This window comes from Nocardiopsis sp. NPDC055879 (assembly GCF_053615935.1).
The window spans coordinates 44,003-67,838 of sequence record NZ_JBSHCT010000001.1 but is presented as its reverse complement, the minus strand read 5'-3'; the positions used below and the strand labels follow the sequence as shown (position 1 = coordinate 67,838).

Below are 23,836 nucleotides of genomic sequence, written 5' to 3'. Positions count from 1 at the left end.
GCACGCATGTGCGTTATGCGTACGATACGGCCGGATCTGCCCGTTGTCCATGGCCCCCGCACACGAAACGCCCGGGAGGATCGTTCCCCCCGGGCGCTCGATGAGAGTCGGTCAGCTGTGCTGCTTGCGGCCACCGGCGACGTGGTCCTCGGCCCCCTGGCCGGGACCGTCGGGGTTGGCCCGATAGAAGGCCTCCTGGGCCTGCTGCTCGCGCTCCCACACCACGAAGCGTTCGCTCTCGCCCAGGGCCATGGTGGTCAGCCACACCGCGACGGCGACGTCGTCGACCAGGCCCAGCACGGAGAACAGCAGTTCGGGGATGAAGTCGATCGGCGAGATCACGTACACGACCAGCGCCAGCATGGTGAACAGCTTGCCGCCGCCGAGCTCGGGGTAACGGCCGCGCAGCTTGGCGGTGATCATGCGCGGGAGCGCGCGGACGCGCTGCCACACGGAGACCTTGCCGTCGGTGTTCTGGATGACCTGCCAGGCGGCCGCCCCGGCCGCGGCCCGGTTTGTGTTGCGCATCGTTCGCTCTCCTCAGGGGGCAAGTGACTACTCAAGATATGACGCGATCTCGCCCCTGATCGTTCCCGCGGAGTGGCCGTGCAACCAGGATGGAGACGTAGATGACACCACGGAGGGTGGCCAGAGGGTGGCCGAAGGGGCACGTGGGGCCACTGTGACTGCTTTTACGCAGTTGGGAGGACTTTCGAGGGGAGTTGTCCACAGCATTGACGGGGACACTGGTGGTCCTGATCCGGAAAAGGCATCCTTGGGGAGTCGGCACACCCTTTGTCACGCGGGCCGGCACATCGGGAACATCGAAAACCAAAAAACGGACCAAACACCACAAATCACCCAGCATGGGGTGGCCGCATACGGCCAACGGCCCCCGTTCCCCGTTCTGAGAGGCCACAGCATGCCCCCACAGCAGGTCGCCCCCACCAGCAAGGCACCGGAAAGGCGTCTAGCGGAACGCACCCCGCCGCACCGTAACGAATACCGCCCCTCCCACCCCGAGCCACCCATTCGTTACGATGCGTCCGAGTGGTACCCCGTCACATGGGCCGCCGCTCCACATCTCGAATTCGCCGAACGCGCAGAACCGATGGAGCTTTCCCAGTGTCCAACGCCCAACCCAGGTCGGCGACGACCGTAGCCCTGTTGGCGGATATCCCCAGCACGGGGCACGTGGGTGAGGCCGGGGCCCACCGGTTCCCGCTCAACGGGGACACCGTGGGCGCGCGCAGTTCCGCCTTCGTCGCCTTCGCCATCGAACAGGTCCGGGCCGGCCGTAAGGTCGTCGCCCTCTACCCGGCCTGGCAGGCAACGGACGCCGAACGCGCGGTGAACTTCGCCCGCGGCGCCCTGCGCACCGACCGGATCGCCGGTATCGGCGTCGACCTGTCCCCACTGGCCCTGTCCCTGGTGGCCGACCAGCTCGCCTACCTGGCCCCCTACCTTCCACCGGGCATGGTCGCCGCGCTCAGTGGTGAACTGCCCAAACACCTGCTCGCCGGCGCCTGGCTCCGTACCGTCTCCGGCCTTTCCACCCTGCCCACCAGCATGCGCCAGCACATGGGCTCCTACGCGCCGTCGGTGTCCTTCCTGGCGTTCTGCGCGCCCACCGCGCGGGTGGGTCGGCTACGCCCGGCCGAACTCGCCGTCGGGCTGCCGTTCCGGCCCGTCCAACCCGTGCAGCTGCTGAGTTCCACCCCGGACCCGGCCATCACCAAGGTGTTCGACGACCACCTGCCACAGGCCATCCAACCCGTGGCCACCCGCAACCTGCCCGCACAGCCCCTGGGCAGCGCCTACTGGGGCACCTCCAAGTACGTCGAGTTCGTGGCGCTGAGCGCCCACCCACAGGCGTTGGCCTACGCGGCCGGCTCCATCCGGGCCTCCGCCTGCGCCTGGTGCGGCGAACCCATGGCCGCACGCCCCTGCCCGTTCTGCTCGGCCAACTCCGCCGGGCACCCCATCTACACGTCCGCCACCTCGCCGGTGCGTCCCCCGACCCCGGGGCCGCGATCGACCCCACCCGCGGGCCCACCGACGGGCCCACCGACGAACCCACCCCCACCAGGGGCCGGCGCTCCGGTACCGGGGCCGCCACCCAACGGAGAGGCCCGCGTGCGCCCCCCACAGCTCTCTCGACCCCCACAGTCCCCGCCCGCCCCCGCGGAGGAACCACCGCACCGCCGACTGGACCCACGGTCCTACTCACGGTGACAGCCCCTCCCGGCCGGGTCCCATCGCCATGTCCGCGACGGGATCCACGACGACACTGGAAACGGATAGAGCCCCCTTATGAACCCCCGTCAGCGACGAGGCGTCCTGCTCATGGTCGTGGCCGCGGTCGGCGCAGTGGCAGTATTCGCGTCCGTGTTCACCTACCTCGACAGCCAGCAGGAACGCCTGGGCCAGTTCGCCACGGTCCTGCGTTTGGTCGACGACGTGGAGGCCTACCAACCGATCACCCAGGAACAGGTCGAGTCGGTCGAGGTCCCCAGCATGTACTTCGACCCGGAGGTGTTCATCTCCGACCTCTCCGACGTGGACACTCCCGCCGATCAGCAGTTGGTCGCCGCCTCCCATCTGGAGAGCGGTGTTCTCCTGCAGCAGGGCATGGTGCAGCCGCAGCCGACCCTGACCGAGGGCGAACGCGAGATCGCCATCATGGTCAACGCCGAGACCGGCGTGGCCGGCAAGGTGCGACGCGGCTCGGTCGTGGACATCTACGGCACCTTCCAGCCGCGCGACCACGGCGAGGCCTGCGCCACCCGTGTCATCACCGAGGTCGAGGTCCTCGACATCGGTGAGCTGCGCAGTCAGGAGACCGATTCGGGGGTGACCGGTGTGGTTCCGGTGACGTTCCGGCTCGATCCGGACAGCGCGCTGCAGCTCGCCTACGCCGAGGAGTTCTCCACAAAACTGCGGCTGGCCCTGGTCAGCGCGGACGGTGGCGGTTCCGTGGGTGACGAACAGTTCTGCAGCGGGGACTTCGACGACCTGATCGATCAGGCCGCCGACCAGACCGACGAGCGGCGCGTGCCGCATGGGGGGTAGACAGCGGTGAACTTCCGCGTTCTGGCGGGGATGCCCACATCCGAGACCGAGATGGTGCTCGCCGCACGGTTCGAGGAACTGGGCACGTGCGACCTGGTGGCCATCCGCAACACCGGCACGGCACTGCACGACGCGGCCGGCGAGTTCCCCGAACTCGACGTCATCCTCATCCACGAGGACATGGGGCCCGCGCCGGTCCTGGAGACCGTGCGCGACCTGTCCCACCGCCATCCCCAACTGGCGATCCTGCTGGTGTCCTCGGCCATGGACCCGAACACCTTCACCGGAGCCATGGAGGCGGGCGCCCGCGGGGTGCTGTCCGCGGACGCCGGGATCGGCGAGCTGGAGACGCGGATCGCCAAGGCCGCCGAATGGTCACGCACCCTGCGCCGCCACCTGGAGTCCGCCTCCCACGAACTACCGGCCTCCGGGGTTCGTGGTCGGATACTGACGATCAGCGGCGCCAAGGGCGGGGTGGGCACCACCACCTGCGCGGTGCACCTGGCGATGGCCGCCGCCAGACGCGACCGGGTCGTGTGCCTGGTCGACCTCGACCTGCAGGCCGGTGACCTGCCCGCCTTCCTCGATCTCCAGCACCGTCGGTCGATCACCGACCTGGTGGAGAGCGCCGACGACATCAGCCCCGGCATGCTCGCCGAGACCCTGTACGTGGACCCGCGCGGCCCGCACGTTCTGCTCGCCCCCGAACACGGGGAACGCGGCGAGGACGTCAACGCCCGCGCCACCCGACGCATCCTCAGCGCCCTGCGCTCACGCTACGAACTGGTGATCGTGGACTGTGGGTCCACCATGAACGAGGCCACCGCGATGGCGGTGGAGCTGGCCGACAACGCCGTGGTGACGGTGACCCCGGACGTACCGGCGATGCGCGGGGCCCAACGCCTGATGGCGATGTGGGAACGGCTACAGATCCGCACCCAGGACAACGTGCACTCCCTGGTCACCCGGCACAGCCGCAAGAACGAGATCCAACCGGACTTCCTCCAGCAACTGCTGGGCACCAAGGTGCTGCGCACCCCGGTCCCGGCCGCCTACCGGGCGCTGGAGCCCGGCGAGAACAACGGCGACCCCACCAAGGTGACCGACGAGGGGCTGCGCAAGGCCTTCGCGCGGTTGGCCGCGGAGCTTGACCTGTTCACCGCGCCCACCGGGCCGGGCGGCAGCGGCAAGGGCGGGTTCACCCCCTCCGGCGGCGCCACCCCGGCGCCGGGGGTCTCCTCTGACGGACCACCCTCCACCCGGGACGTGTCCGGATTCCTCAACGCCAGCGGCCACAACGTGTTCAACGGGCACGCGGTGACCGGGGCGCGGGGCCCCGGCGGGTCGGGTGGCCCCGGGGGAACGGGCGGAACCGGTGGATCGGGCGGCTGGGATCCGGGGTCCACGGGGCGGGGGTTCGGTGGCTGAGCGACGCGGCGGCACCTCCTCGCGTCGCGACGACCGGGGCGCGATCATCGTGGAGTTCGCCGCCATGGTGCCCTTCATGATGCTGGCGTTGGCCCTGGTGTGGCAGGTGCTGCTCATCGGCCTCACCTCCATGTACGCCTCGCACGGCGCGGCCGAGGCCGCCCGGCAGGCCGCGGTCACCCCCGACGACATGGAGCGCATCGACGAGGAGGCCCGCAAGCGCGTGCTCTCGCCGTGGGACGCCCCCGACGTGCTCACCACCTCCGTCGTGGAGCGCGACGGCGCACGCTACGCCCAGGTGACCGTGGCGATGCCGGTGTTCCTGCCAGGTACGAGCGGACCCTGGGACATCACGGGTGAGGCGAGGGTCGTCACCGAGGTCGTCCCGCGTGACGGCGTCGTCGAGCCACCACCTGGCACGGAGCCATCGGAGCCGGGGGAGGACGACACGTGAGACGCGGCCTCTGCCCCCGAGCGCGCCGGGACGCCGACCGCGGCGGCCCCATCCTGGAATTCGCCGCGGTCCTGCCGATCCTGCTGCTCACCGTGGTGGTCGCCTTCGAGGCCTTCATCTCGTTCGTGGCGATCGAACGGCTGGAGTCCGCGGCGCGCGCCGGGGCCCGGGAGGGCACCGAGGAGGCCGCCCATCAGGCCTTGCCGAGCTGGTTGGACGAAGCGACCGTCACCAGCGGCACCAATGACAGTGACGGGTTCTACGTCGAGGTCTCGCACTCGCTGCCGATCGTGTTCTCGGTGGACCTGAACGTGACACTGACCCGTCGGGTGGACATGCCGAACATGTGACGCGTGGCCCGTCCACCAAGGAGGAAACGAGGAACATGGGGCTGAAGGACCGCCTGGAAGAGGACCGTTCCAACGAGGAACGGGCCGACCGGAGCAGTGTGACGCACTGGCGACGGCGACTCCTGGCCGAGATCAACCTGGAGGACCTGTCACGGCTCACCCTGGCCCAGCGCAGGGTCCGCCTGGAGAAGGTCGTCGGGCACATCCTTTCCCGCGAGGGGCCGGTGCTGTCGGACCGGGAACGTTCGATCCTCACCCGACGGGTCGTGGACGAGGCACTGGGCCTCGGTGTACTCGAACCCCTGCTCGCCGACGAGACCATCACCGAGATCATGGTGAACGGCCCCGACAACGTGTTCGTGGAACGCGCGGGCCGGATGGAGCGCATCGACGCGACCTTCAACGGCGAGGAGCAGCTCTACCAGACCATCGACCGGATCGTCTCGCTGGTGAACCGGCGCGTGGACGAGTCATCCCCGATGGTCGACGCCCGTCTGCCCAGCGGCGAGCGCGTCAACGTCATCATCCCGCCGCTGTCGTTGTCGGGTCCGGTGCTGACCATCCGACGCTTCCCCAAGCCCTACCCCATCGAAGACCTGGTGCGCATGGGCAGCCTGGACCAGGCCACGGGCGTGCTGCTGTCGGCGATGGTCCGGGCCCGGTTCAACATCGTGGTCTCGGGCGGTACCGGCACCGGTAAGACCACCTTCCTCAACGCCCTGTCGGCGTTCGTGCCCAGCACCGAACGCATCGTCACCATCGAGGACTCCGCCGAACTCCAGTTGATGCAGGACCACGTGGTGCGGTTGGAGTCGCGGCCCGCCAACATCGAGGGACGCGGCGAGATCGCCATCCGTGACCTGGTGCGCAACGCGCTGCGGATGCGCCCGGACCGCATCATCGTCGGTGAGGTGCGCGGGCCCGAGACCATCGACATGCTCCAGGCCATGAACACCGGCCACGACGGCTCCCTGGTGACGGTGCACGCCAACTCGGCCGAGGACGCCATCCACCGGATCCAGACCCTGGCCACCCTGGGCGACGGACGTGTCCCCTACAACGCGCTGCGCGACCAGATCAACAACGCGGTGGACGCGATCGTGCACCTGGGCCGGTGGCCCGACGGGTCGCGTCGGGTCTCCGAGGTGGCCGTGGTGTCCTCGCGCCGCAGCGAGGAGTTCCGGCTGGACTCGCTGTTGGAGTTCGCGTCGCTGCCCGCCGGAGCGGACCACGACGTGAAGGGCGAGTTCCGGCACCGCCCCCTGCCACGCCACGTCGCCGGTCGGATCTACCACGTCGGTGAGAGCATCCCCTCGGTGTTCGGCGTGGTCCCCGACGGCCCCGGCGGAGGACACCGGTGACCACTTTCCCCCGTACCCCCCGATCCTCGGCGTCACCGCCGGGCCCGACGCGATGGGAGTCAGCGTGACCTGGCAGTTCGCAGCGATCCTCGGTGGGGTCGCTCTGGTTCTGGCCGTGTTGCTGTGGGCGATCTGGGAGTTCGTGGCCAGTTCCGACCAGCGCCGTCTCATCGCGTCCCGCAGCGCCTTGGCCCAGGCCGAGTACGACGCCTCCACCCCGATGGCGCGCCTGGACGTGGCGCTGCACCGCACCCAGTGGGGTGCCCGGCTCAGCCGCCGCCTGGCCCGTTCGGGCACCGATACGCGACTGTCCACCTTCCTGGTCGCGTTGGTGGGCGGAGCACTGCTCGCCGTCATCGTGGTCTGGCAGATCCTCGCGCCGATGTTCGGGTTGCTGGCCGCGGTGGGGGTGGGGTTCCTGTTCTTCTCCTACCTGAGCCGGGCCGAGGCCAAGCGCCGCGAGGAGTTCACCGGTCAACTGCCCGACCTGGCGCGGGTGCTGGGCAACGCCACCTCCGCCGGGCTGGCCCTGCCCACCGCGGTGGCCATCGCCGCCGACGAACTCGACGGGCCCGCCGGCGAGGAGCTCGGACGCATGGCCGAGTCGATGAAGCTGGGCGCGAGCTTCGAGGAGTCCGTCGCCGAACTGCGCGAACGCATGCCCTCCCGAGAGCTCGGCGTGCTGCTCTCCACCCTGATCGTGGCGTCCAGGTCGGGTGGTTCGCTGGTCAGCGCGCTGCGCAACATCTCGGCCACCTTGGAGAACCGCAAGGAGACCCGGCGCGAGGTGCGCACCATCCTGTCCGAGACCACCAGCACCGTGTGGGCGTTGGGGTTCATGTCGGTGGGCGCCCTGTTCCTGCTCAACATGATCCAGCCGGGCATCATGCGCACCATGACCTCCCAACCGGCCGGGATCGGGCTGCTGCTGGTCGTGGCGACCCTGTTCGTCATCGGATTCGTGGCGGTGTCCCGGATCACCAAGTTCAAGATGTAGCCCCGAATCCCCCCGAAGGAACTCGGATGAACCTGCTCCCCCTGCTGGTGGCACTGGCGTCGGCACTGATCGTGGTACTCGCCTGTTATGGCCTGCACCTGAGCATGTCGAAGACGCGCGTGCCGGTGGACGAGCCGACCGCGCGTCCCGTCGTCAAGAGCGACGAGACGTTCTTCCTGCACCGGATCACCGAGGCGATCGGCCGCCCCTTCGCGGGTTCGGTCCTGGCCTCGCTCACCGAAAAGCGCCGCGGATCCATCCACGAACGGATCGAGGCGTCCGGCCGGGTCGACGGACTGACCGTGGAAAGGTACGTCCGGCGCAAGATCGGCGAGGTCGCGCTCTACGGCAGCCTGTCGGTGCTGCTGTTGCTGTCCGACAACGCCATGTTCGGCCTGGTGATGCTGGCCTTCGTGGGCCTGACCGACCTGAGCATGTACGTCAAGGCCCAGGAGCGGGCCGACCAGGTGCAGTCACAACTGCCGGACTTCCTGGACGTACTCGCGGTCACGGTGAGCGCGGGCATGTCGTTCCGCGCCGCCGTGGCCCGGGTCGCCGACTCCATGCCGGGTGTGCTCTCCGGCGAGTTCGTCATCGCGCTGCGCCAGATGGAGTTGGGCACCTCCCGCCGGGAGGCGTTCGACGCCCTGCGCCGCCGCAACCGCAACGAGTCACTCGGCAAGTTCGTGACCGCCATCCAGCAGGCCGAGGAACTGGGCGCCCCGCTCAGCGACACCCTGGTCAACATCAGCCAGGACATGCGTCGCGAGGACGCCCAGTACATGCGCCGCAAGGCTCAGCAGCTCAACCCGCGCGTGACCGTGGTGACCGCCACGACCCTGTTGCCGGGCCTGCTCATCCTCATCGTCGGGTCGATGATCCTGGGCAGCGACATCGACTTCGGCAGCCTCCTCGGCGGCTGACCCCGGCGGGTCACTCCGCGGGGGTGGGCGGCGGGAAGGGGATCTGGGACAGGACCGGGATCAGGCTCTCCTCCTCGAAGTCCAGGTGGGCGTTGAGCTCCCGGGACATCCGGTCGAGTTCGGCGCGGAAACGGTCCGGGTCGGCGGTGGCCAGGTCGGCCAACAGCCGCTCCAGCTCGCCGCGGATCCGGTCCACGACCCGGTGTTCGGCGATCAACCGCTCGATGGGTTCGCGCAGGTGAGGGTAGCCCTGCGCGAGACCCGGGAAGACACCGTCCTCTCCACTGTGGTGGAAATGCAGTGATTCGCAGAACGCCAGGCAGTGCTGGCGGATCTGCAGGTTGAGCCCCACCGGGGCGCCGCTGCCGGCGTGTTCGGCCAGGTACGCCTCGGCCTCCTCGCGCACCCGGTCGAGCTGGCCGCGCAGCCACCCGTGCACCTCGAACAGCTTCTCGGCGAGGTTGGTGACCTCCCCCGCGCTCTCCAGGGCGGCGGGTTGGAGTTCCACCACCGGCAGCCGGCGCCCGGACCGCGACTCGTAGTCGCCGAACCCCGGTTCGCGACGAACGACCTCCTCGAACAGGCGGTCCCGTTCGGCGCCCTCGGTGGGCACCGCGACCGCTTCGAAGCGTTCGGTGCCCAGCTCCACGACCACCATCGGATGCGCGAGCAGGTTGCGATACCAGTCGGGGTCGCGCGAGGACCCTCCCGCCGAGGCGACGACCAGCAGCCGGTCGTCGACCCTCAGGTACCCGAGCGGGTTGGTGTACTCGCGACCCGACCGCGCCCCGGTGGTGGTGAGCAGCAGCAGGTCACCGCCTTCGAACATGCCGCCGACGTGGCCTCCGTTGGCACGGAACTCCTCCACCACCGGCACGTTGAAGGGGCTCACCACCGGTTCGGGGCGGGCGTGCGGATGCGGCCTGTCGGACTGCGCGGTCTGAGCGGCCTGGTCGGATCGGTCGGACTGAGTGGTCTGGTCGGTCATGGAAGTACCTCCTGAGTGAGTGGAGGCGGCCGACCCCGAGCACACGAGGTATCGCCGTCGAAGGCACTGTCCGGCACAGCGTGGCCGAAACGACGCGGCCGAAGCGACGTGGACAGGCCTGGCGGGGCAAGGCGAAGGGAGCGCACGGAAGCGCCGAGGCGAATGGTGTTCGGGGAGGCCGCCGGTCAAGATGCCGGACGGTGCGGCGGCCCGGAGAGGGCCGCGAGCGGTTCAGCCGCTCAGATTCCGTACGCGAAGTAGTGGCTCACGATTGGCTCCCCGAAGAATTCAGGCGCCTCCATGTCGACCGACCGGCCCACTGCTCTTGGTTCGGGACACGCGACGCCCCACCACCTTAACCGGCCGTGCGGGTAGGGGGAACCCCACCGGAGGTCTCGCCTCAGCCCCATCGGTTCCCCTCGGGCCGATCCGTAGTTTCGAGGTCGTCCCCTCACGCACCTCACCCCTCGGAGAGAACCATGAGGCGTTCCCTCGCCCCGGATCTGGCCCGCGGCTTCATGCTGCTGTTCATCGCGCTGGTCAACGCGCAGTTCTTCCTCACCCACGCCGACACGGTCCGGGGCGTGGGCGACCAGGCGCTCACCTTCGTCCAATCCCTCCTGGTGAACGGCCGGGCGATCCCGCTGTTCTCATTGCTGTTCGGCTACGGCATGGTCTGGATCGCCCGTCGGGTCACCGAGTCGGGGGGCGGATGGGTGCACGTGCGGACGGTGCTGCACCGGCGCGGGCTGTGGATGCTGTTGATCGGCCTGGCGCACGGGGTGCTGCTGTTGCCGGTGGACATCATCGGCGCCTACGGGTTGTCGCTGGTGCTGTTCCTGTTCTTCCTGCGGGTCGGTGACCGGGCGCTGCTGTGGGCGGCCGGCCTGTTCGCGGGGGTCTCGGTGGCCCTGAACTCCCTGCTCACCTTCGTCCTGGGCGGCCAGGGCGAGGAGGAGGGCCCGGCCGCGTACGCCGCGGCGCCCTCCCTGGTGGAGTCGGACCTCGTGGCGGCGATGGGCGAACGCTTCGCCGAGTGGGTGCTGTACACGCCCGTGACCCTGGTGTTGGTGGTGATGCCCCCACTGCTGGTCGGTGTTTGGGCCGGACGCCACCGGATCCTGGAGCACCCCGAACAGCACCGGACCCTGCTGGTGCGCACCGTCGTCGTCGGTCTGGGGCTCGCGGTGGCGGGCGGCCTGCCCGACGCCCTGGTCAGCGCGTCCCTGGTGCCGAACCCGGGCCCGGAGGTCGAGCCGGCCCTGTGGATCCTGCACGATGCGGTCGGCTGGGCGGGTGGGGCCGGTTGGGCCGCCCTCATCGCCCTGGTCGCGCTCGGACTGTCCAACGCGAACGCGACCGAACACCCGTTGGTACTGGCGGTCGCCGCCGTGGGCGAGCGTTCCCTGAGCTGCTATCTGACGCAGGCGGTGGTGTTCACCCTGGTGTTCGCGCCCTACGGACTGGGTTGGGGCGCGACAGCGAGTGCCTCGGCCGCCGCCGGTGTGGCGGTGGCGACGTGGGCGGCGACGTTGGTGTGGGCCGACCTCTCCCGGCGTCGCGGCGGGCGCGGCCCCGCCGAGACGCTGCTGCGCCGACGCGTGTACGCCGGGATCCACCTGCCCGGTCGCACGGGTGAGTAGGGGTCAGCCCTCCTCGACGGGGCAGTCCATCATCGTGTTGGACTCCAGCGAGGTGTCCGGGACCGCGAAGAAGCCCGAGCCCATCGCCTCTTCCTCACGCCACTCCAGGGTGCCGTCCACGTCGTAGCAGTGTCCGCTCATCTCGTGCGTCAGCGGACCCGAGTGCGCGGCCGGCCGGTAGGCCACCCCTCCGCGCTCGGGGGCTCCCGGGATGTACACGGTCAGTGTCTCGGAGGGGTGGTCCGGACCCAACACGGTCAGGGGTGTCAGGGGTGCTTCCAGCTCGCTGCCGGTACCGCCTCGGTGGACCTCCTTGTCGACCCCGGCGTTCTCCGCGGGGTCGAGCGGGACGAGGGTCATGAAGTCCTCGGCGTACACGATGTGGCTGCCCACGTCGGGGTGGTAGCGCAGCTCCACCGAGAACTCGGCCCCGTCCGCGGCCGGAACCACCTGGGTCATGCACACGGACAGAACGGGGAACGCGCTCAGGCCCGGCGTGGCCAACCCGTAGTCGACGGTGTCGTGGTCGACCGGGTAGACGAACGGCCAGATCTCCGGGTCGACGATCGGGGTGCCCTCCGGCCCAGGGGTGAGCAGTTCGAGGTAGGTCTGGGCCGCGGCGGCCCCCGGGTCGAACGGACGCCACTGTGCCCGGGCGTCCTGCGCATCGACCCGTTCGGGGTCGTCACAGGCCATGGGCTCGGGCTCGGCCGGTTCGGGTTCCGATTCCGTTTCCTGGGCGGCACCGCCCGGGGAGCCCTGGTCGGGTTCCTCGGCCACGACGTTCTCGGGCTCGGCGTCGCCGAGCGTCTCGAACAGCAGGTAGCCGATACCCAACGCCAGGGCCATGCCGAGGGCGCCGACCACCAGCCACAGGCCCACGCGTGGCCCGCCGGCGGTCTCCTCGTCCTCTTCGAGCACCAGCTCCTGGGTGTGGTTCGCGGCGCCGGGTTCGCCCCGGGCCCCGAACAGGTAGGCGTTGGCGTCCGGTTCGGGCTCCGGGGCCGGGGACCGGGTCTGGGCCGGGACCGGAGTGCCGGCAGCGGCGGCGGGAGCGGGCTCCGGCTCGGTCGTGGTCTGGGCCAGGGCGGCGTTGGTCCAGGTCACCGGGTCGTGCGGGGGGATGTTCTGGGCGGACCAGTGCTCGGCGATGAGCGCGCGCAGCCGGTCGGGCCAGGTGTCCGCGGTGGCCCGTTCGTCGATACCGAGCAGCAGCAGGCATTCCAGGTACGCCTCGTCCGCGGAGGGACGCCGGGCGGGGTCCGGGGAGAACGCGCGTTCGAGCAGCGGGCGCAGTTCCTCGGGAAGGGCGCTCAGGTCCACGCGCGCCTCGCGGGCGCGGGCCGCCATCTCCCACACGATCTGTCCGGGGACCCGCCCGGGCACGTGGCCGGCGGGGTTGGGGCCGAACGGCGGGACGCCGGTGGCGGCGTACACGACCAGACCGGCCCACCCGTGCACGTCGGTTGCGGTGGACGTGGCGGCCCTCTCGTAGCGCTCGGGGGCCAACCAACCCAGGCTCTGGGCGCTCTGGGTGGGTGCGCTCGGGTCGATACGGCGGACGATGCCGTAGTCGAGGACCTTGGGACCGTCGGCGGCCACGACCACGTTGCCCGGGCGCATATCCCCGTGCACCAGGCCCAGGGAGTGGAAGCCGGCGAGGGCCTCGGCCATTCCGGCGGCGAGGACGAGGAGCTGGTTGCCGCTGAAGGGCCCCTGGCCGCGCATGCGTTGCCACAGCTCGAACCCGGGGATGTATCCGACGGCCGACCAGGGGCGTCCCTCGTGGACACCGCCGTCCCGGACCGGGACGGTGCACACACCACCCACCTGACGCATGAGCGCGTCCTCGTCGGCGGCATCGGCGCCATCGGTCCATTCGGCGTCGGCGATCTTCAGGGCCAACGTCTCGTGGTCCGGCGAGACGGCGGCGTAGAGGGTGCCCAGACCGTCGGCTCCGAGCCGCCCGATCAGGCGGTAAGGGCCGACCTGGAGCGGGTCGCCGTCGGTCAGGGGTGCGACGTTCGGCGGTAGGGCGGGAGAGGAGAAATCCATTGGGGGCAGCTTTCCACACATCAAGGGACGGTTGTGGTGGCCTGTGCCGGGATAGCACATTCGATCCCGTGGTCCTGAGAATCTACCCAATCGTCGGGGTACCCGTCGCCGGGTCTGCGGTATCGAAAAGCCCTACGGGGCCGCCCGGAAAGGGCTTTCGGCCGACCACCCGCCACCACACATGCGACCACCCCTGGACCGGGAAGCCGCTGCTCATCGTGGTTCCAGGTTCCACACGTTCCTTCGCGAATCGGCGAATGAGACCGGCGCCACAGCATCCAAAGGCCCCGTTTCGCGTCCTCGGCCGTTATCAGGTTGTTGGGCGGGAGGAGGGAATTCGTACTCAACCCGGAAAATCAGACAGGTGCCCGCGCAACTTCTTGAGCTGTTCCTCGCTTCCCACATCGCCCTCGTAGCCGTCGTCGTCCTCGACGACGGCGGGTGGTCGGGTGATCGTGCCGGGCCCCTCCTCCAGACGCCGCCGCAGCGCGTCGATCTCCCTGCCCTGGTCCCGTCCCAGGACCATTCCGATCGCGCCGAGGGCGACCCCGGCGAGGACCATCACCACCGCGAGCACGCCCAGGGAGGTCGTGTAGGCGACACCGAAGACCAGCCCCACCGCCGCAGTACCCGCGCCCAGGATCGACATGCCCCGGGGCAGGTGTCGGGAGACACCGCTCTCCAAGGCTTCCAGCCTCTCCTGGGACCGCTCCCGCTCGGCCTCACCGGTGCGCGACTTGGCGGGCAGGCCCTCGTCCCGGCCCTCCCCCACGGCCTTCGCCCGCCGTGCCCGCCGCGCCTCGGCACGGTCGCGCAGCCGCTTCCCCCGCTCCGCCACCGTCGACAGGTCCTCGCGCTGGGCCCGCAGCGCCACGGCCACCGGCCATGGGTCGTCGGCCCCCTCGATGGCGGCGCGCACCCGCTGGAGGACCTGCTGTTCGGGACCCTCCTGGAACCCCTGCGTCACCCACGCCACCAGCACACCCGCGTCCGCGTCGCGCTTGTCGTGGGTGGCGAGCATGTGGACCAGGTCGCCCTTGCGTACCGGCGAGATCTCCCTCGGGGTGAACGCCAGGGACTCGGCGACCCTGTTCATCCACTCCTGTCCCTTGCGCAGCCGATCGAACAGGACCGTGGCCTGGCGGGCGACCCTGCCGTACAGGACGCAAGGGGCGCCCCACACGCACGGCTCATGTTCGTTACGGAAGCAGTGGTGCTTGCCGAACGCCCCCAACAGGTCATAGCGCTCGATGAAGTGCATGAGCGAGTCGTACTCGCCGTCCCGATACGGCCAGGCGCGCCCGTCCCGGGTACTGAACAGGGCGCCCCAGGACATGTCGACGTCGCGGAAGAGCGCGCCCAGGTGAGGGTCGAGTTCGGCGATCAGGTGGGCGGCCTGGACGTCGGCGCCCCCGTAGTCCTCCGGCAGCGCTCCCACCACCCGGTGGGCCCCGCTGTCCTTCTCGGGCAGCCAACGCAGCAACGCGTGGCGTTCGCGCGGCTCACTCAGCATCTCGTGCGCCTCCGCCCACCGTTCCTGCATGCCGGCGGCGAGTTCGGTGGGGTCGGCGTAGTACACGCCGGCGATCTGGAAGGGCGCCCGTCTACTGCCGCTGACGCTGCGCCAGTAGGCCTGCACGCCCTCGTCCAGCAGGAGGGTGCCGCTCGCGTGGCCGGCTTCGAGGCGTTCGTGCTCGAGCGGGACCTCCTTGCCCAGGAGGATGGCCAGGAGTTGGTAGGAGGTGGGGCGCCGCTCCGGTTCCTTGTGCAGACAACTCGCCACGATCCTCGCCAGGTAGTCGGGCACTCCCCGCAGGTCGGGGGTGTCGTGTTTGATCCGTTCGAGGATGCGGTGGTCGTTGGGCGCGTCGAACACGTGCCCACCGGTCGCCGCGAAGGCCATCACCGCTCCCCAGGCGTGCACGTCGATGGCGGCGGTGACCTCGGAGCCGTTGGCCTGTTCGGGTGCCATGTACCGGGGGGTGCCGATGAGGCCGCTGGCCAGGGCGGTGCGGTTGTCCAGGGTGCGGGCGATCCCGAAGTCGATGACCCGGACGCCCTCGCTGGTGATGATGATGTTGGTGGGGGTGAAGTCGCGGTGGACGATGTTGGCGCCGTGCACGGCGCCCAGGGACGTGGCCGTGGCGAGCGCCAGCCGGTAGAGGGGGTCGCCGTACAGGGGGCCTTCCTCACCGACGAGTTCGCGCAGGGTCCGGCCCTCGACGTACTCCGTCACCACCCAGGGCGGGTCCTCCTCGGTCCCGGCGTCGAACACTTCGGCGATGAAGTACCGCTTGACCTGCTTGTTGTGCTCGACCTCCTTGCGGAAACGCTCCCGGTCGCGTTCGCGTTCGACCGGGGAGACGCCCGCCGGCTCGTGCAGGACCTTGATGGCGGCGACGTGGCCGTCGTCATGGCGCCCCAGGTAGACGGTGCCGAAACCGCCCACGCCCAGAACCTCGGTGAGCCGGTATCCACCGAAGGTCTCGCCGATCCGGTTCCCGACGTCGTCGGTCGGTCGATGGCCGTTGGTGGACTCTTCGCCGATGTTCACGAGTGACCCTTCTGCAAGCCGGGGGGAGCGAGGCACACTACCTGAGGGTGGGATGCCGTCAGCGGCCTCTTGGTGCTAGGACCTGCCCGCGCGGACGCGGTTCTCACCTCCATCGCCGGACCCATCGGCTGCAACCCCGTGCAACCATTGCGTTCGCGCGAGCCCGCTTTCCAGTCGAACTCCAGATATCGGGCCCTTCGTCCTGAACCCCGTTGGCCCTACACGATCGACCCGCAGTACCACCAAGCGGTTCCTTCGAGGCATATGAACCAACAAAAGACCGATGGCCGGATCCGGCCGAACCCCAAGATCAACTTCAACGATTAATCGCGAATGGCTGCGGACGACGCGCGCCCTCGGGCATACTCGTTGTCGTCGGACAGCCGACCGTGGTGGTCCTCGCATCGAGGACCGTGGCAGTCGTGGTGTCCACACGATGCACTCGACACTCCACGTCCGAGGGGTCGCGTCGGCCACGGCCCGGCCCCACGGCACGGGTCATGAATGGTCCGGCGAGGCGCTAGAGTACATCACGGGCCCGCTTTTCCACGTTAGTCACACGAGGTCGGGCGGACCGAAGAGAGGAATATCGGAAGTTCGTCATTCCCGGGTAGAACTTTCCGATAGTCCTATTTCCAAAGTGCGGCGGTGAGGTTTATCGGGGGAATCCACGTTCTTCACGCACGTGGATGCCTCACCACCGCCACAGGGCCTCTGGATCTACTGCCCTCCGACCGACGGGCACCGGGAGGGAGATGGGGACCAGAGGGTTCAGGGGCCCTTCCCGTAGGGGGGTGGAGGCCCGGCGATCTCTCGCATCAGGGGGGAAGAGATCGCCGGGTCTTCCGTACGTCCGGGGAACTCGACCGCGGCCACCTTCGTTGGTCCCATCGTGAACAAGCTGAGGATGACACCGGTCGCGGTGGGGTCAGCGGTCCCGGCAGTTGAGCACCGTCTCAAGCAGCCCCGGGAAGCGCCCCTCCAACTCCTGGTCGCGCAACGACACGAAGCACCGCGTGCCCTCGGTCCGATTCAGCAGCAGACCCGCGTTGCGCAGGATCTTCAGGTGATGGCTGAGCGTGGACTGCGCGATCGGCAGATCGATGTCCTTCCAGGCCCGCTCACCCTCCAGTGCCGCGAGCATGCACACGATCCGCAGCCGCGTGGGCTCGGCCAGCGCGGACAGGACCGTGACCAGTTCGACCTCGTCCAGCGCCGGATGCTCCGGCCCCTTGGACACACCCCGGGGCGCCAAGGCCCCACCTCCACTCACCCGTTCGGATTTGGTATGCGTTCAGGCGCGAGTGTACCGTCAATGTTCGATGATCGTCGATCATCGAACATTCGAGGTCAGTGGGGGTAACTGAGATGACCGAAGCCGAGAGCGCCAGAGTGAACCTTCCCGGATCGCCCGTACCCGGGGGTGGGCTCGCGCTGTCCGTCCTGGACCACGCGAGCATCGTCGAGGGTTCCGAGCCCGGTCAGGCCCTCCGTGACGCCCGCGAACTCGCCCAGAACCTGGAGAGCTGGGGCTACACCCGATTCTGGCTGTCCGAGCACCACAACATGCGCGCCATCGCCAGCGCCGCCACCTCCGTCGCCCTGGGCTTCATCGCCGAGGGCACCTCCACCATCCGCGTGGGTTCGGGGGGCGTCATGCTCCCCAACCACTCGCCCCTGGTGATCGCCGAACAGTTCGGCACCCTGGCCTCTCTCTACCCCGGCCGCGTCGACCTGGGGCTGGGCCGCGCGCCCGGCACCGACCCGCGCACCATGCGTGCGCTGCGCCGCGATCACTCCGCCTCCTCCACGTTCCCGCAGGACGTCCAGGAGTTGCAGGCCTTCTTCGAGCCGGCCGCCCCCGGCCAGCCGGTGCGCGCCGTGCCCGGCGAGGGGCTTCGCGTGCCGCTGTGGATCCTCGGGTCGAGCCTGTTCGGCGCCCAGTTGGCCGCCCACCTGGGGCTGCCGTACGCGTTCGCCTCACACTTCGCACCGCAGGCGCTGTACGAGGCCCTGGCCTCCTACCGGGAGAACTTCGCGCCCTCCGAGCAGTCGACGCGGCCCTACGTCATGGCGGGGGTCAACGTGTTCATCGCCCCCACCGACGACGAGGCGCGGAGGCTGTTCACGTCCATGCAGCAGTCGTTCCTGGGCACCCTGCGCAACGCCCGCGGGCTCCTGCCGCCGCCCATCGACCCCACGTCGTTGGACACCATGTGGCGGCCCGGGGAGAAGCAGCAGCTGGAGTCGATGCTGCGCTACTCGTTCGTTGGTTCGCCCGAGACCGTCAAGGCCAAGATCGACCAGTTCGTCGCCGACACCGGTGTGGACGAGCTGATGGTCTCGTCGATGATCTTCGATAAGAAGGCCCGCATGTACTCCTATGAGGCGCTCGCCGACCTGTACGGCCTGGGGGCGGTCAAAGAGGGCTGACGGGACACAAGACCCTGGTCGGGGGAACTGGGTCAAGGGTGGCGGAACCGGGTCAGGCAGGACCCGGACCGTCTCCCCCGGCCACCGGGGCGTGGGGCGAGGTCGCGAGGGCCTCGCCCCACGCTTATGTCCAAGGCTTGGGGCGGGCAGGCTTCCGCACGAACAGAGGTCGATCACGCAGAGGCCGCTCACGTGGGGAACTCGCCGTACCAGGACCTGCGCACGAGATGCTTGGGCAGATACCCGGATTCGACTTCGAGGCTGAAGTCAGGATCCACCTCCGCGGTGTCATAGGCCAGGCACGCGAGGGCGAGGAGACCCAGGTGGAAGACCCCATCGATCTCGTTGACGCGGTCCTCGGTCGTCCAGAACTCGGCATGCGACACCAACCCCTCGGCCAGCGCCTCGTTGAACCGGTCACTGTCCCGCTCCACCAGGTACCGGAAGGCGTTCAGCTGGGGGAAGATCAGCTTGTCGAGGCTCTCCGCGGTACCGATCTCGGACTGCTCAGGCGCGGACAGCTCCATCGCCTTGAGCAGGTTCTCACCCAGATCCGGTCTGCCCAGAACAAAGTCTTGAAGAGCGGCGATCCAGTAGTAGACGTAGGGGTTGTAGCGGGTGCCCTCCGACTCCCCGTACTCACGAAGCGTCTCCACCGAGATCTCACAGAGCTCCCGGTATCGCTCCTGCTCACGACAGATCACGGCCAGGAAGAACGCGGTGGTCCAGTTACCCGCGTTGGCCGAGTAGTCCGGCCCGAACCCCTTCGTTTTCCGCACTTTATGGTGGATCATCAACTCCAAAGGCTCACCCTCAGGAGAGGTCATGATCTTAAACAGTGCGTAGTGCATCTGCATATCGATCACCCACGCCTCCCAGGTGTCCAACTCAGCCACCTCAGGATCCGCCAAAGTTTTATAAGTAGTGGCGACGTGAAAAGACCCGACCATGACATCAATCCTGCCAGGGTACTCTTCTAGGACTGGCGGATATTTGTCTCGATTACCACGCATCCTCTCCATCAAGTCAGACTCTTCACGGTGCCTAAGGTCATGCGCAGGGATAAAATAGGTCATTTCCGCCTCTTTTCAATATCATAAAACCTCATAGAATTCCCTTGATAGTCTCCAGTTTCACCTGGATTACCCCTGCCTTCCACATAGTGGATAGAATCTGGCTCCAATACAAGCTTGTCGATAATTTCTTGAGCAAGCGTCGCTTCCTCCCCGCCCCTGCTTTGCATAAGTCTTAGAATCTCATCAAAGTACTCGCGACTACCCTGGGATACCCACTTGGGCTCACCCTTACCATCAACAGGCTTGAGCAGACGCTTGCCCAGTGGTGTGTCCTGGCTGCTCTTCGCCTCGACGATGACGTACCCGATCTTCCCATCACCGAGGTCAGTGCGCCAGATCTGATCGAACTGACTGTTCCCACTCTTCGGCGCGCTTTCACTGGCCGGGATCGGGTTCGGATTTGCTTCAGTACTTTCAGCGAGCTTCGGAAGCCGGACTTCCCGACTTTCTACGATCGGTTTACCGTTTTCGTCTTTGACGATCCTTCCGTACTTATCTCTTTTCACCTCCTCAAGGGTGACATTCTTTCCCGTGAAGTTGTCCAGCACACCTCTATGCGCGGCCTTCTCTCCGAAGCTTTCAGTGAGCCTCGTTTTCATCGCGGCCATCGGAGAGCGAATGGCACGGGCGACTTCGATTTTTTTCTGGTGCTTTTCGATTTGCCCCTCGGTCATTTTCGACTTATCATTTTTAAGCTTTTCCTTGAGAGCCTGGACTCGCTTATCCAAGGGATTGTGGGCGATCAAGGACGCCTTGCGCATCGCTGCGGCTATATCCAACTTTCGAAGAACAGCGGCCCCGAGGCCAGCCCTTGTCCCGGTTGCCGTTCCGAAAAGATAGTCCGGCGGCTTGGGAGGGAGCAGGTCATCACGAGAGAGCCAGGGGCCTTTATCCCCCGCCCGAACAAGGGTGGGGATGGCTTCCCCGTTGATCTCAATGTCGGTTCTATAGCGATGACCGTTGGAGAGATAGAATGCTCTTTCCAGGAGCGGTCCGTACTTTTTACTGTTGACAAGGTCGACGAGGTTGTTCCGGAACTCTCTCCCGGTTCCCAAGTCCATGTCCCGGAGAAGGTCGTAAGCCTTGTCCTGTGCGTCGAACCTGTCCTTGGGGACAGAGACAGGCTTACTGTCCTTATTGTCCGTCGAGTCCTTATCGGATGTAGAGGGGCCCGTCCCATCCTTGTCATTGTCCCGAGAGTCCACGGTCGGATGGGGACCCGGCACCCGGGTGTCGCCTCCCTCATTCGGAGAACCCTTGGGCGAGCCCCCGTCCTGATCTGTGCGCCGAGGGCCGGTGTCCCGTTCAGAGGCATCCTTGCGGGGTTCAAGATCAGGGTCGATGCCGTCTCTACGTCCGCCAGGAGGTACCGGACCGTCACCTCTTCGACCTGTGGTCGAATCCCCGCCGTCCCGCTGGGTGCTTCCATATTCTCTAGAGCTGATCGGGTCACGATGGCCCGAGGTGCCCAGATCGGGTTTGGCCGAGTTGAGGGATCCCCCGTCTTGGTTACGGGCGACAGGGTTGTTGTCGTGCATGTCGGTGTTGCGGTTCCCAGATCCCTCGGCGATCTCGTTACCGAAGGGCCGACCGCCTCCGAACTCGTTACTGCCGGCGAGCCACATCGGTTCCGGGAAGATCGGGGGGTTCCTGGACGCGGACGCCCTCAGGGTGTCCGGCGAGTGACCAGCACCCACTGTCGCCAGGGCCTTGCCCGCGTTCGGGTCGCGGTTCTGATCGTTGTCTTCGACCCTGCTGAGGGAGTCGTCCGTGGACTGCGATGAAGCCCCGGAAGCCTCCCGCACCTCCGGTGAGAAAGGAATCTCGGGTCGGGAGCTTGCGCGGTCCCGGTCCACTGTGGCCAGGTCCCTTTGGGCTGCGGGGTCGGACTTGGTCTTGTTGTCGATCTCGGCGAGGTCGGGGTGGTTGAGAATGTCGTCACCGACCAACGCATCGCCCACTGTGGGGTCCTGCGCCGGACGCTGGGTCGGGCGCTGTTCGACCTCCGCGGTCGCCTGCACGGGCCGAGCACCAGCGGAGCGGCCACCATCCGCTTCCCCTGCGCCGTGCTCAATGAAGACCGTCGCATCACCCGCCGCAGCCGTACTACTCCCGCCCGAGTCAGCAGTAGCGGAGACCTGTACCGGACGCCGGATCGAACGGGGGTCGGCCTCCCCAACGGTCTGCGCCGAACCACGACCACCACCGGCGGCTTCCCCGGCCGTCTGCGTCGAGGCGGAACCGGCCGGCTCAACCCCGCTATGCCCGGACGGCATCAAGCGGTTGACCATGGCCTTGAAATCGGCCAACTGGCTCGGGCCGAACCCGGTGGCGTCCAGCGCCCTGCCGGCCAGGTTGATCAGCGGCGACCCCGAACCACCGAACTGCGGCACATGGGACACATCGGGCAGATCGATATCCACCCCACCGGCACCGCCGCGACCCGAGCCGCCCATCCCGTCCACGATGGACATCCCACGCCAGGCCATCAACGGCACACCCACCACCGCACCCACACCCGTGGCCGTCAACGCCGCACCACCCACCAGGCCGATGACGTTCAACGCCGCCGTCCCGATCACATAACCGGGCCGATCCCCCCACTCCTCCCACGGCACCACCGAGTGCGCCAGGTCCTTCCACGCCTCACCAACGCCCTCCCCGCCGTTCCACCCCAACGAGTCGGACTCGGCGTCGTACATTCCCACCAACGAGGCCGCCGAGGTCAGGTTGTCCCAGTGGTACTCCTTGAGCGCGTCCCCCCACGAGGCCTGGAACCAGCCCTCGGAAGAGTGCGCGCCCACCATCGCGCCCACACCCTGCACCGCGTCCACACCGAAGTCCCACACCGCATGGCTGACATCGACCCACCACCCGTGGTCGGTCTGGGCACTCTCATGCCCCCACGCCTCGGCCAACTCCGACAGGTCCTGATCGAACCCGTGGTAGAACACGTTCGGGTCGAGCTCGGCGTCACCCTCGGGCTGCTTCTCGAAGTTGGTACGACCGGAAATCCCGGCGTTGATGGCGTTGGCGCAGGTGTTCTCCACCTCGGTGTAATCGGTGATGATCGTGCGGCCCTGCTCGACCAGGGCGTCGTTCTCCTCCTTCAACGGGGCATCACCGAACCCGAGGAACCCACCACCCTTGTCCCAGTCATCGCCCTCGGCGGCGATACGCGAGCGCAGGTCATAGGCCTCCACCCGCAGGTTGGACCAGCGGGTCTTGATGTCGGCGACATCCTCGGCAAAGTTCTCCAACGCCCGGGCCACCCGGTCCAACTCCTCACCCACGGTGTCGCCGTCGGTGGCCACCGGGTCCAGCACCGAGAACAGGGTCTCGGCCTCCGGAGCGGAGTAGTGAGCACTCAACCCGGCCCAAGACCCGGTGATGTCGTTACCGGTGTCGGCGATCGAGGTGCCCAACTCACGCAACCCCGAGGCCATCGCTTCGACATAACCCACCGACACCGGCGGGTCGGGGAAGGTCAACGGGCTGATGATGCCATCGCCGTCCTTGAGACTGTCTTCCTGCTCCTTGACGCTCAGAGGGGGTGCGGGAGTGGCCGCACCCGCACCCGGGTCCGCGATCGGCACAACGAACTCCAAAAACAAGACAGGGGGAAGGGGGAACAGAGGAACCAGGAATCAGGGGGTCAGTGGGTCAGACGGGTCGGCCCGCGCCGGGACCGTCCACAGGTCCGGACGGAGCGTTGGGGTCGGGGATATCGCCGGCCTGGGCCTGGGCTTCGGCGGCCATGTCCTGATCACCCTCGACATAGGCGGTGGTGGCCTCACCCGCGCCTTGCAGACCTGAGGCGGTCAGCGAGAGCATGTCGCCCAACATGGCGAAGTTGTGCTCGGCGAACTCACCGATCGCGATCCCGATGGGGGCGCTGTTGATGTGGGAGTTGACCGCGGTGATCCGTGTTTCCAGCTGGCTCATGTGTCCCATGAGCCCGGAGCCGCCACCCTCCTCACCCAGATGTTCGGCGGTTTCGGAGAGCACCGCGCCGACCTGGACGGGGTCGATGGACCACTCACTCACGGTCGGCTTCCCTCGGTCGGAGCGCGGAACGCCTGGGGACGGAACATCTCGTCGGAGTCGACCTCATCGCTCGCCCAGTCGATCGCCTGCCCGGAAGCGTTGGGCGATGTGGAGTCGTGGACCGAGATGGTGTGCCACATCCGGTCCAGACATGCCAGGGTCCGATGGAAGTCGGTGGCGCCTCGGGTGCGCACCCGTTCGGCGGCTACGGCGATGCGCACAGCGGGGTGCGGCGGCCGGTCCGATCGTTGTTCCTCTTGTTCCGGGGGTGGGGGTGTGTCCCCGGTCGGATGTGTGCTCCCCGTTTCGTCATAGACGAACGCGAACCTCACGGGCCTGCCTTCCCAAGGGTCGATATGCGCCTGTTGTCAGATTGGTTGCCTGAATCGTCGGTGTGGTTGCGATTCTGGTGATTTTTCCGCGTCGACGCACGCTTGGGGAGCCCTGGTGTGGCG

Annotated in this window: 19 protein-coding genes; 10 read left to right on the top strand and 9 right to left on the bottom strand. The window is 67.9% G+C overall.

Annotated elements, in window-relative coordinates; translation table 11 throughout:
• Positions 1 to 111: 111 nt before the first annotated feature.
• Positions 112 to 528 (bottom strand): YkvA family protein, encoded by a 417-nt coding sequence (locus ACWGKS_RS00310; RefSeq protein WP_358504094.1) that lies wholly within the window; start codon positions 526 to 528, stop codon positions 112 to 114.
• Between the two features lie 597 nt (positions 529 to 1,125).
• Between ACWGKS_RS00310 and ACWGKS_RS00305 the strand changes: the two genes are divergently transcribed.
• From ACWGKS_RS00305 to ACWGKS_RS00270, 8 genes are all read left to right on the top strand, one after another.
• Positions 1,126 to 2,235: a hypothetical protein gene (locus tag ACWGKS_RS00305; RefSeq protein WP_452456706.1), complete on the top strand. Its 1,110-nt coding sequence runs from the start codon at positions 1,126 to 1,128 to the stop codon at positions 2,233 to 2,235.
• A gap of 78 nt (positions 2,236 to 2,313) precedes the next feature.
• The gene (gene cpaB / locus ACWGKS_RS00300; protein ID WP_358504096.1) at positions 2,314 to 3,072 is read left to right on the top strand and encodes a Flp pilus assembly protein CpaB; all 759 of its coding nucleotides are present in this window, start codon (positions 2,314 to 2,316) and stop codon (positions 3,070 to 3,072) included.
• 6 nt (positions 3,073 to 3,078) lie between these two features.
• Positions 3,079 to 4,500, top strand: a complete 1,422-nt coding sequence (locus tag ACWGKS_RS00295; RefSeq protein WP_358504099.1) for an AAA family ATPase — start codon at positions 3,079 to 3,081, stop codon at positions 4,498 to 4,500.
• Between the two features lie 49 nt (positions 4,501 to 4,549).
• Positions 4,550 to 4,954, top strand: a complete 405-nt coding sequence (locus ACWGKS_RS00290) for a pilus assembly protein (protein ID WP_358504547.1) — start codon at positions 4,550 to 4,552, stop codon at positions 4,952 to 4,954.
• A complete protein-coding gene (locus tag ACWGKS_RS00285) occupies positions 4,951 to 5,304 on the top strand; it encodes a TadE/TadG family type IV pilus assembly protein (protein ID WP_358504102.1) in 354 nt (117 codons plus the stop codon). Before ACWGKS_RS00290 ends, ACWGKS_RS00285 begins: the two co-directional genes overlap by 4 nt.
• A 35-nt stretch (positions 5,305 to 5,339) precedes the next feature.
• Positions 5,340 to 6,665 carry a CpaF family protein gene (locus ACWGKS_RS00280; protein ID WP_358504106.1) on the top strand — a complete coding sequence of 442 codons (1,326 nt, stop codon included), beginning with the start codon at positions 5,340 to 5,342 and terminating at the stop codon, positions 6,663 to 6,665.
• A gap of 64 nt (positions 6,666 to 6,729) precedes the next feature.
• Positions 6,730 to 7,662: a type II secretion system F family protein gene (locus ACWGKS_RS00275; RefSeq protein WP_358504109.1), complete on the top strand. Its 933-nt coding sequence runs from the start codon at positions 6,730 to 6,732 to the stop codon at positions 7,660 to 7,662.
• 26 nt (positions 7,663 to 7,688) lie between these two features.
• A complete protein-coding gene (locus ACWGKS_RS00270) occupies positions 7,689 to 8,585 on the top strand; it encodes a type II secretion system F family protein (protein WP_358504111.1) in 897 nt (298 codons plus the stop codon).
• A gap of 10 nt (positions 8,586 to 8,595) precedes the next feature.
• Here the strand turns inward: ACWGKS_RS00270 and ACWGKS_RS00265 are convergent, their stop codons facing one another.
• Positions 8,596 to 9,573: a nitroreductase/quinone reductase family protein gene (locus tag ACWGKS_RS00265; protein WP_358504115.1), complete on the bottom strand. Its 978-nt coding sequence runs from the start codon at positions 9,571 to 9,573 to the stop codon at positions 8,596 to 8,598.
• A 479-nt stretch (positions 9,574 to 10,052) separates the two neighbouring features.
• Between ACWGKS_RS00265 and ACWGKS_RS00260 the strand changes: the two genes are divergently transcribed.
• The gene (locus ACWGKS_RS00260) at positions 10,053 to 11,216 is read left to right on the top strand and encodes a DUF418 domain-containing protein (RefSeq protein ID WP_358504117.1); all 1,164 of its coding nucleotides are present in this window, start codon (positions 10,053 to 10,055) and stop codon (positions 11,214 to 11,216) included.
• A gap of 3 nt (positions 11,217 to 11,219) precedes the next feature.
• Here ACWGKS_RS00260 and ACWGKS_RS00255 read toward each other — a convergent pair whose 3' ends face one another.
• The 3 genes from ACWGKS_RS00255 to ACWGKS_RS00245 all read right to left on the bottom strand — a co-directional run bounded on the left by ACWGKS_RS00255 (position 11,220) and on the right by ACWGKS_RS00245 (position 17,080).
• A complete protein-coding gene (locus ACWGKS_RS00255) occupies positions 11,220 to 13,271 on the bottom strand; it encodes a serine/threonine protein kinase (protein WP_358504120.1) in 2,052 nt (683 codons plus the stop codon).
• A 343-nt stretch (positions 13,272 to 13,614) separates the two neighbouring features.
• On the bottom strand, positions 13,615 to 15,825 hold the full coding sequence (locus tag ACWGKS_RS00250) for a serine/threonine-protein kinase (RefSeq protein WP_358504123.1): 2,211 nt from the start codon (positions 15,823 to 15,825) through the stop codon (positions 13,615 to 13,617).
• Positions 15,826 to 16,753: 928 nt separating this feature from the next.
• Positions 16,754 to 17,080, bottom strand: coding sequence for an ArsR/SmtB family transcription factor (locus ACWGKS_RS00245; protein ID WP_067597387.1), 327 nt, complete (start codon positions 17,078 to 17,080; stop codon positions 16,754 to 16,756).
• A gap of 113 nt (positions 17,081 to 17,193) precedes the next feature.
• Here ACWGKS_RS00245 and ACWGKS_RS00240 point away from each other — a divergent pair, with 113 nt between their 5' ends.
• Positions 17,194 to 18,258 carry an LLM class flavin-dependent oxidoreductase gene (locus ACWGKS_RS00240; protein WP_358504127.1) on the top strand — a complete coding sequence of 355 codons (1,065 nt, stop codon included), beginning with the start codon at positions 17,194 to 17,196 and terminating at the stop codon, positions 18,256 to 18,258.
• Between the two features lie 188 nt (positions 18,259 to 18,446).
• Here ACWGKS_RS00240 and ACWGKS_RS00235 read toward each other — a convergent pair whose 3' ends face one another.
• From ACWGKS_RS00235 to ACWGKS_RS00220, 4 genes are all read right to left on the bottom strand, one after another.
• Positions 18,447 to 19,154, bottom strand: coding sequence for an immunity 49 family protein (locus ACWGKS_RS00235; RefSeq protein WP_452521306.1), 708 nt, complete (start codon positions 19,152 to 19,154; stop codon positions 18,447 to 18,449).
• A gap of 176 nt (positions 19,155 to 19,330) precedes the next feature.
• Complete coding sequence (locus tag ACWGKS_RS00230) at positions 19,331 to 22,930, bottom strand: hypothetical protein (RefSeq protein ID WP_452521304.1); 3,600 nt, start codon at positions 22,928 to 22,930, stop codon at positions 19,331 to 19,333.
• Positions 22,931 to 22,997: 67 nt separating this feature from the next.
• Entirely contained in the window at positions 22,998 to 23,381 is a 384-nt protein-coding gene (locus tag ACWGKS_RS00225; RefSeq protein WP_452521302.1) for a DUF6507 family protein, read from the bottom strand.
• A complete protein-coding gene (locus ACWGKS_RS00220) occupies positions 23,378 to 23,602 on the bottom strand; it encodes a hypothetical protein (protein WP_452521300.1) in 225 nt (74 codons plus the stop codon). The genes ACWGKS_RS00225 and ACWGKS_RS00220 overlap by 4 nt, the downstream gene beginning before the upstream one ends.
• Positions 23,603 to 23,836 lie beyond the last annotated feature (234 nt).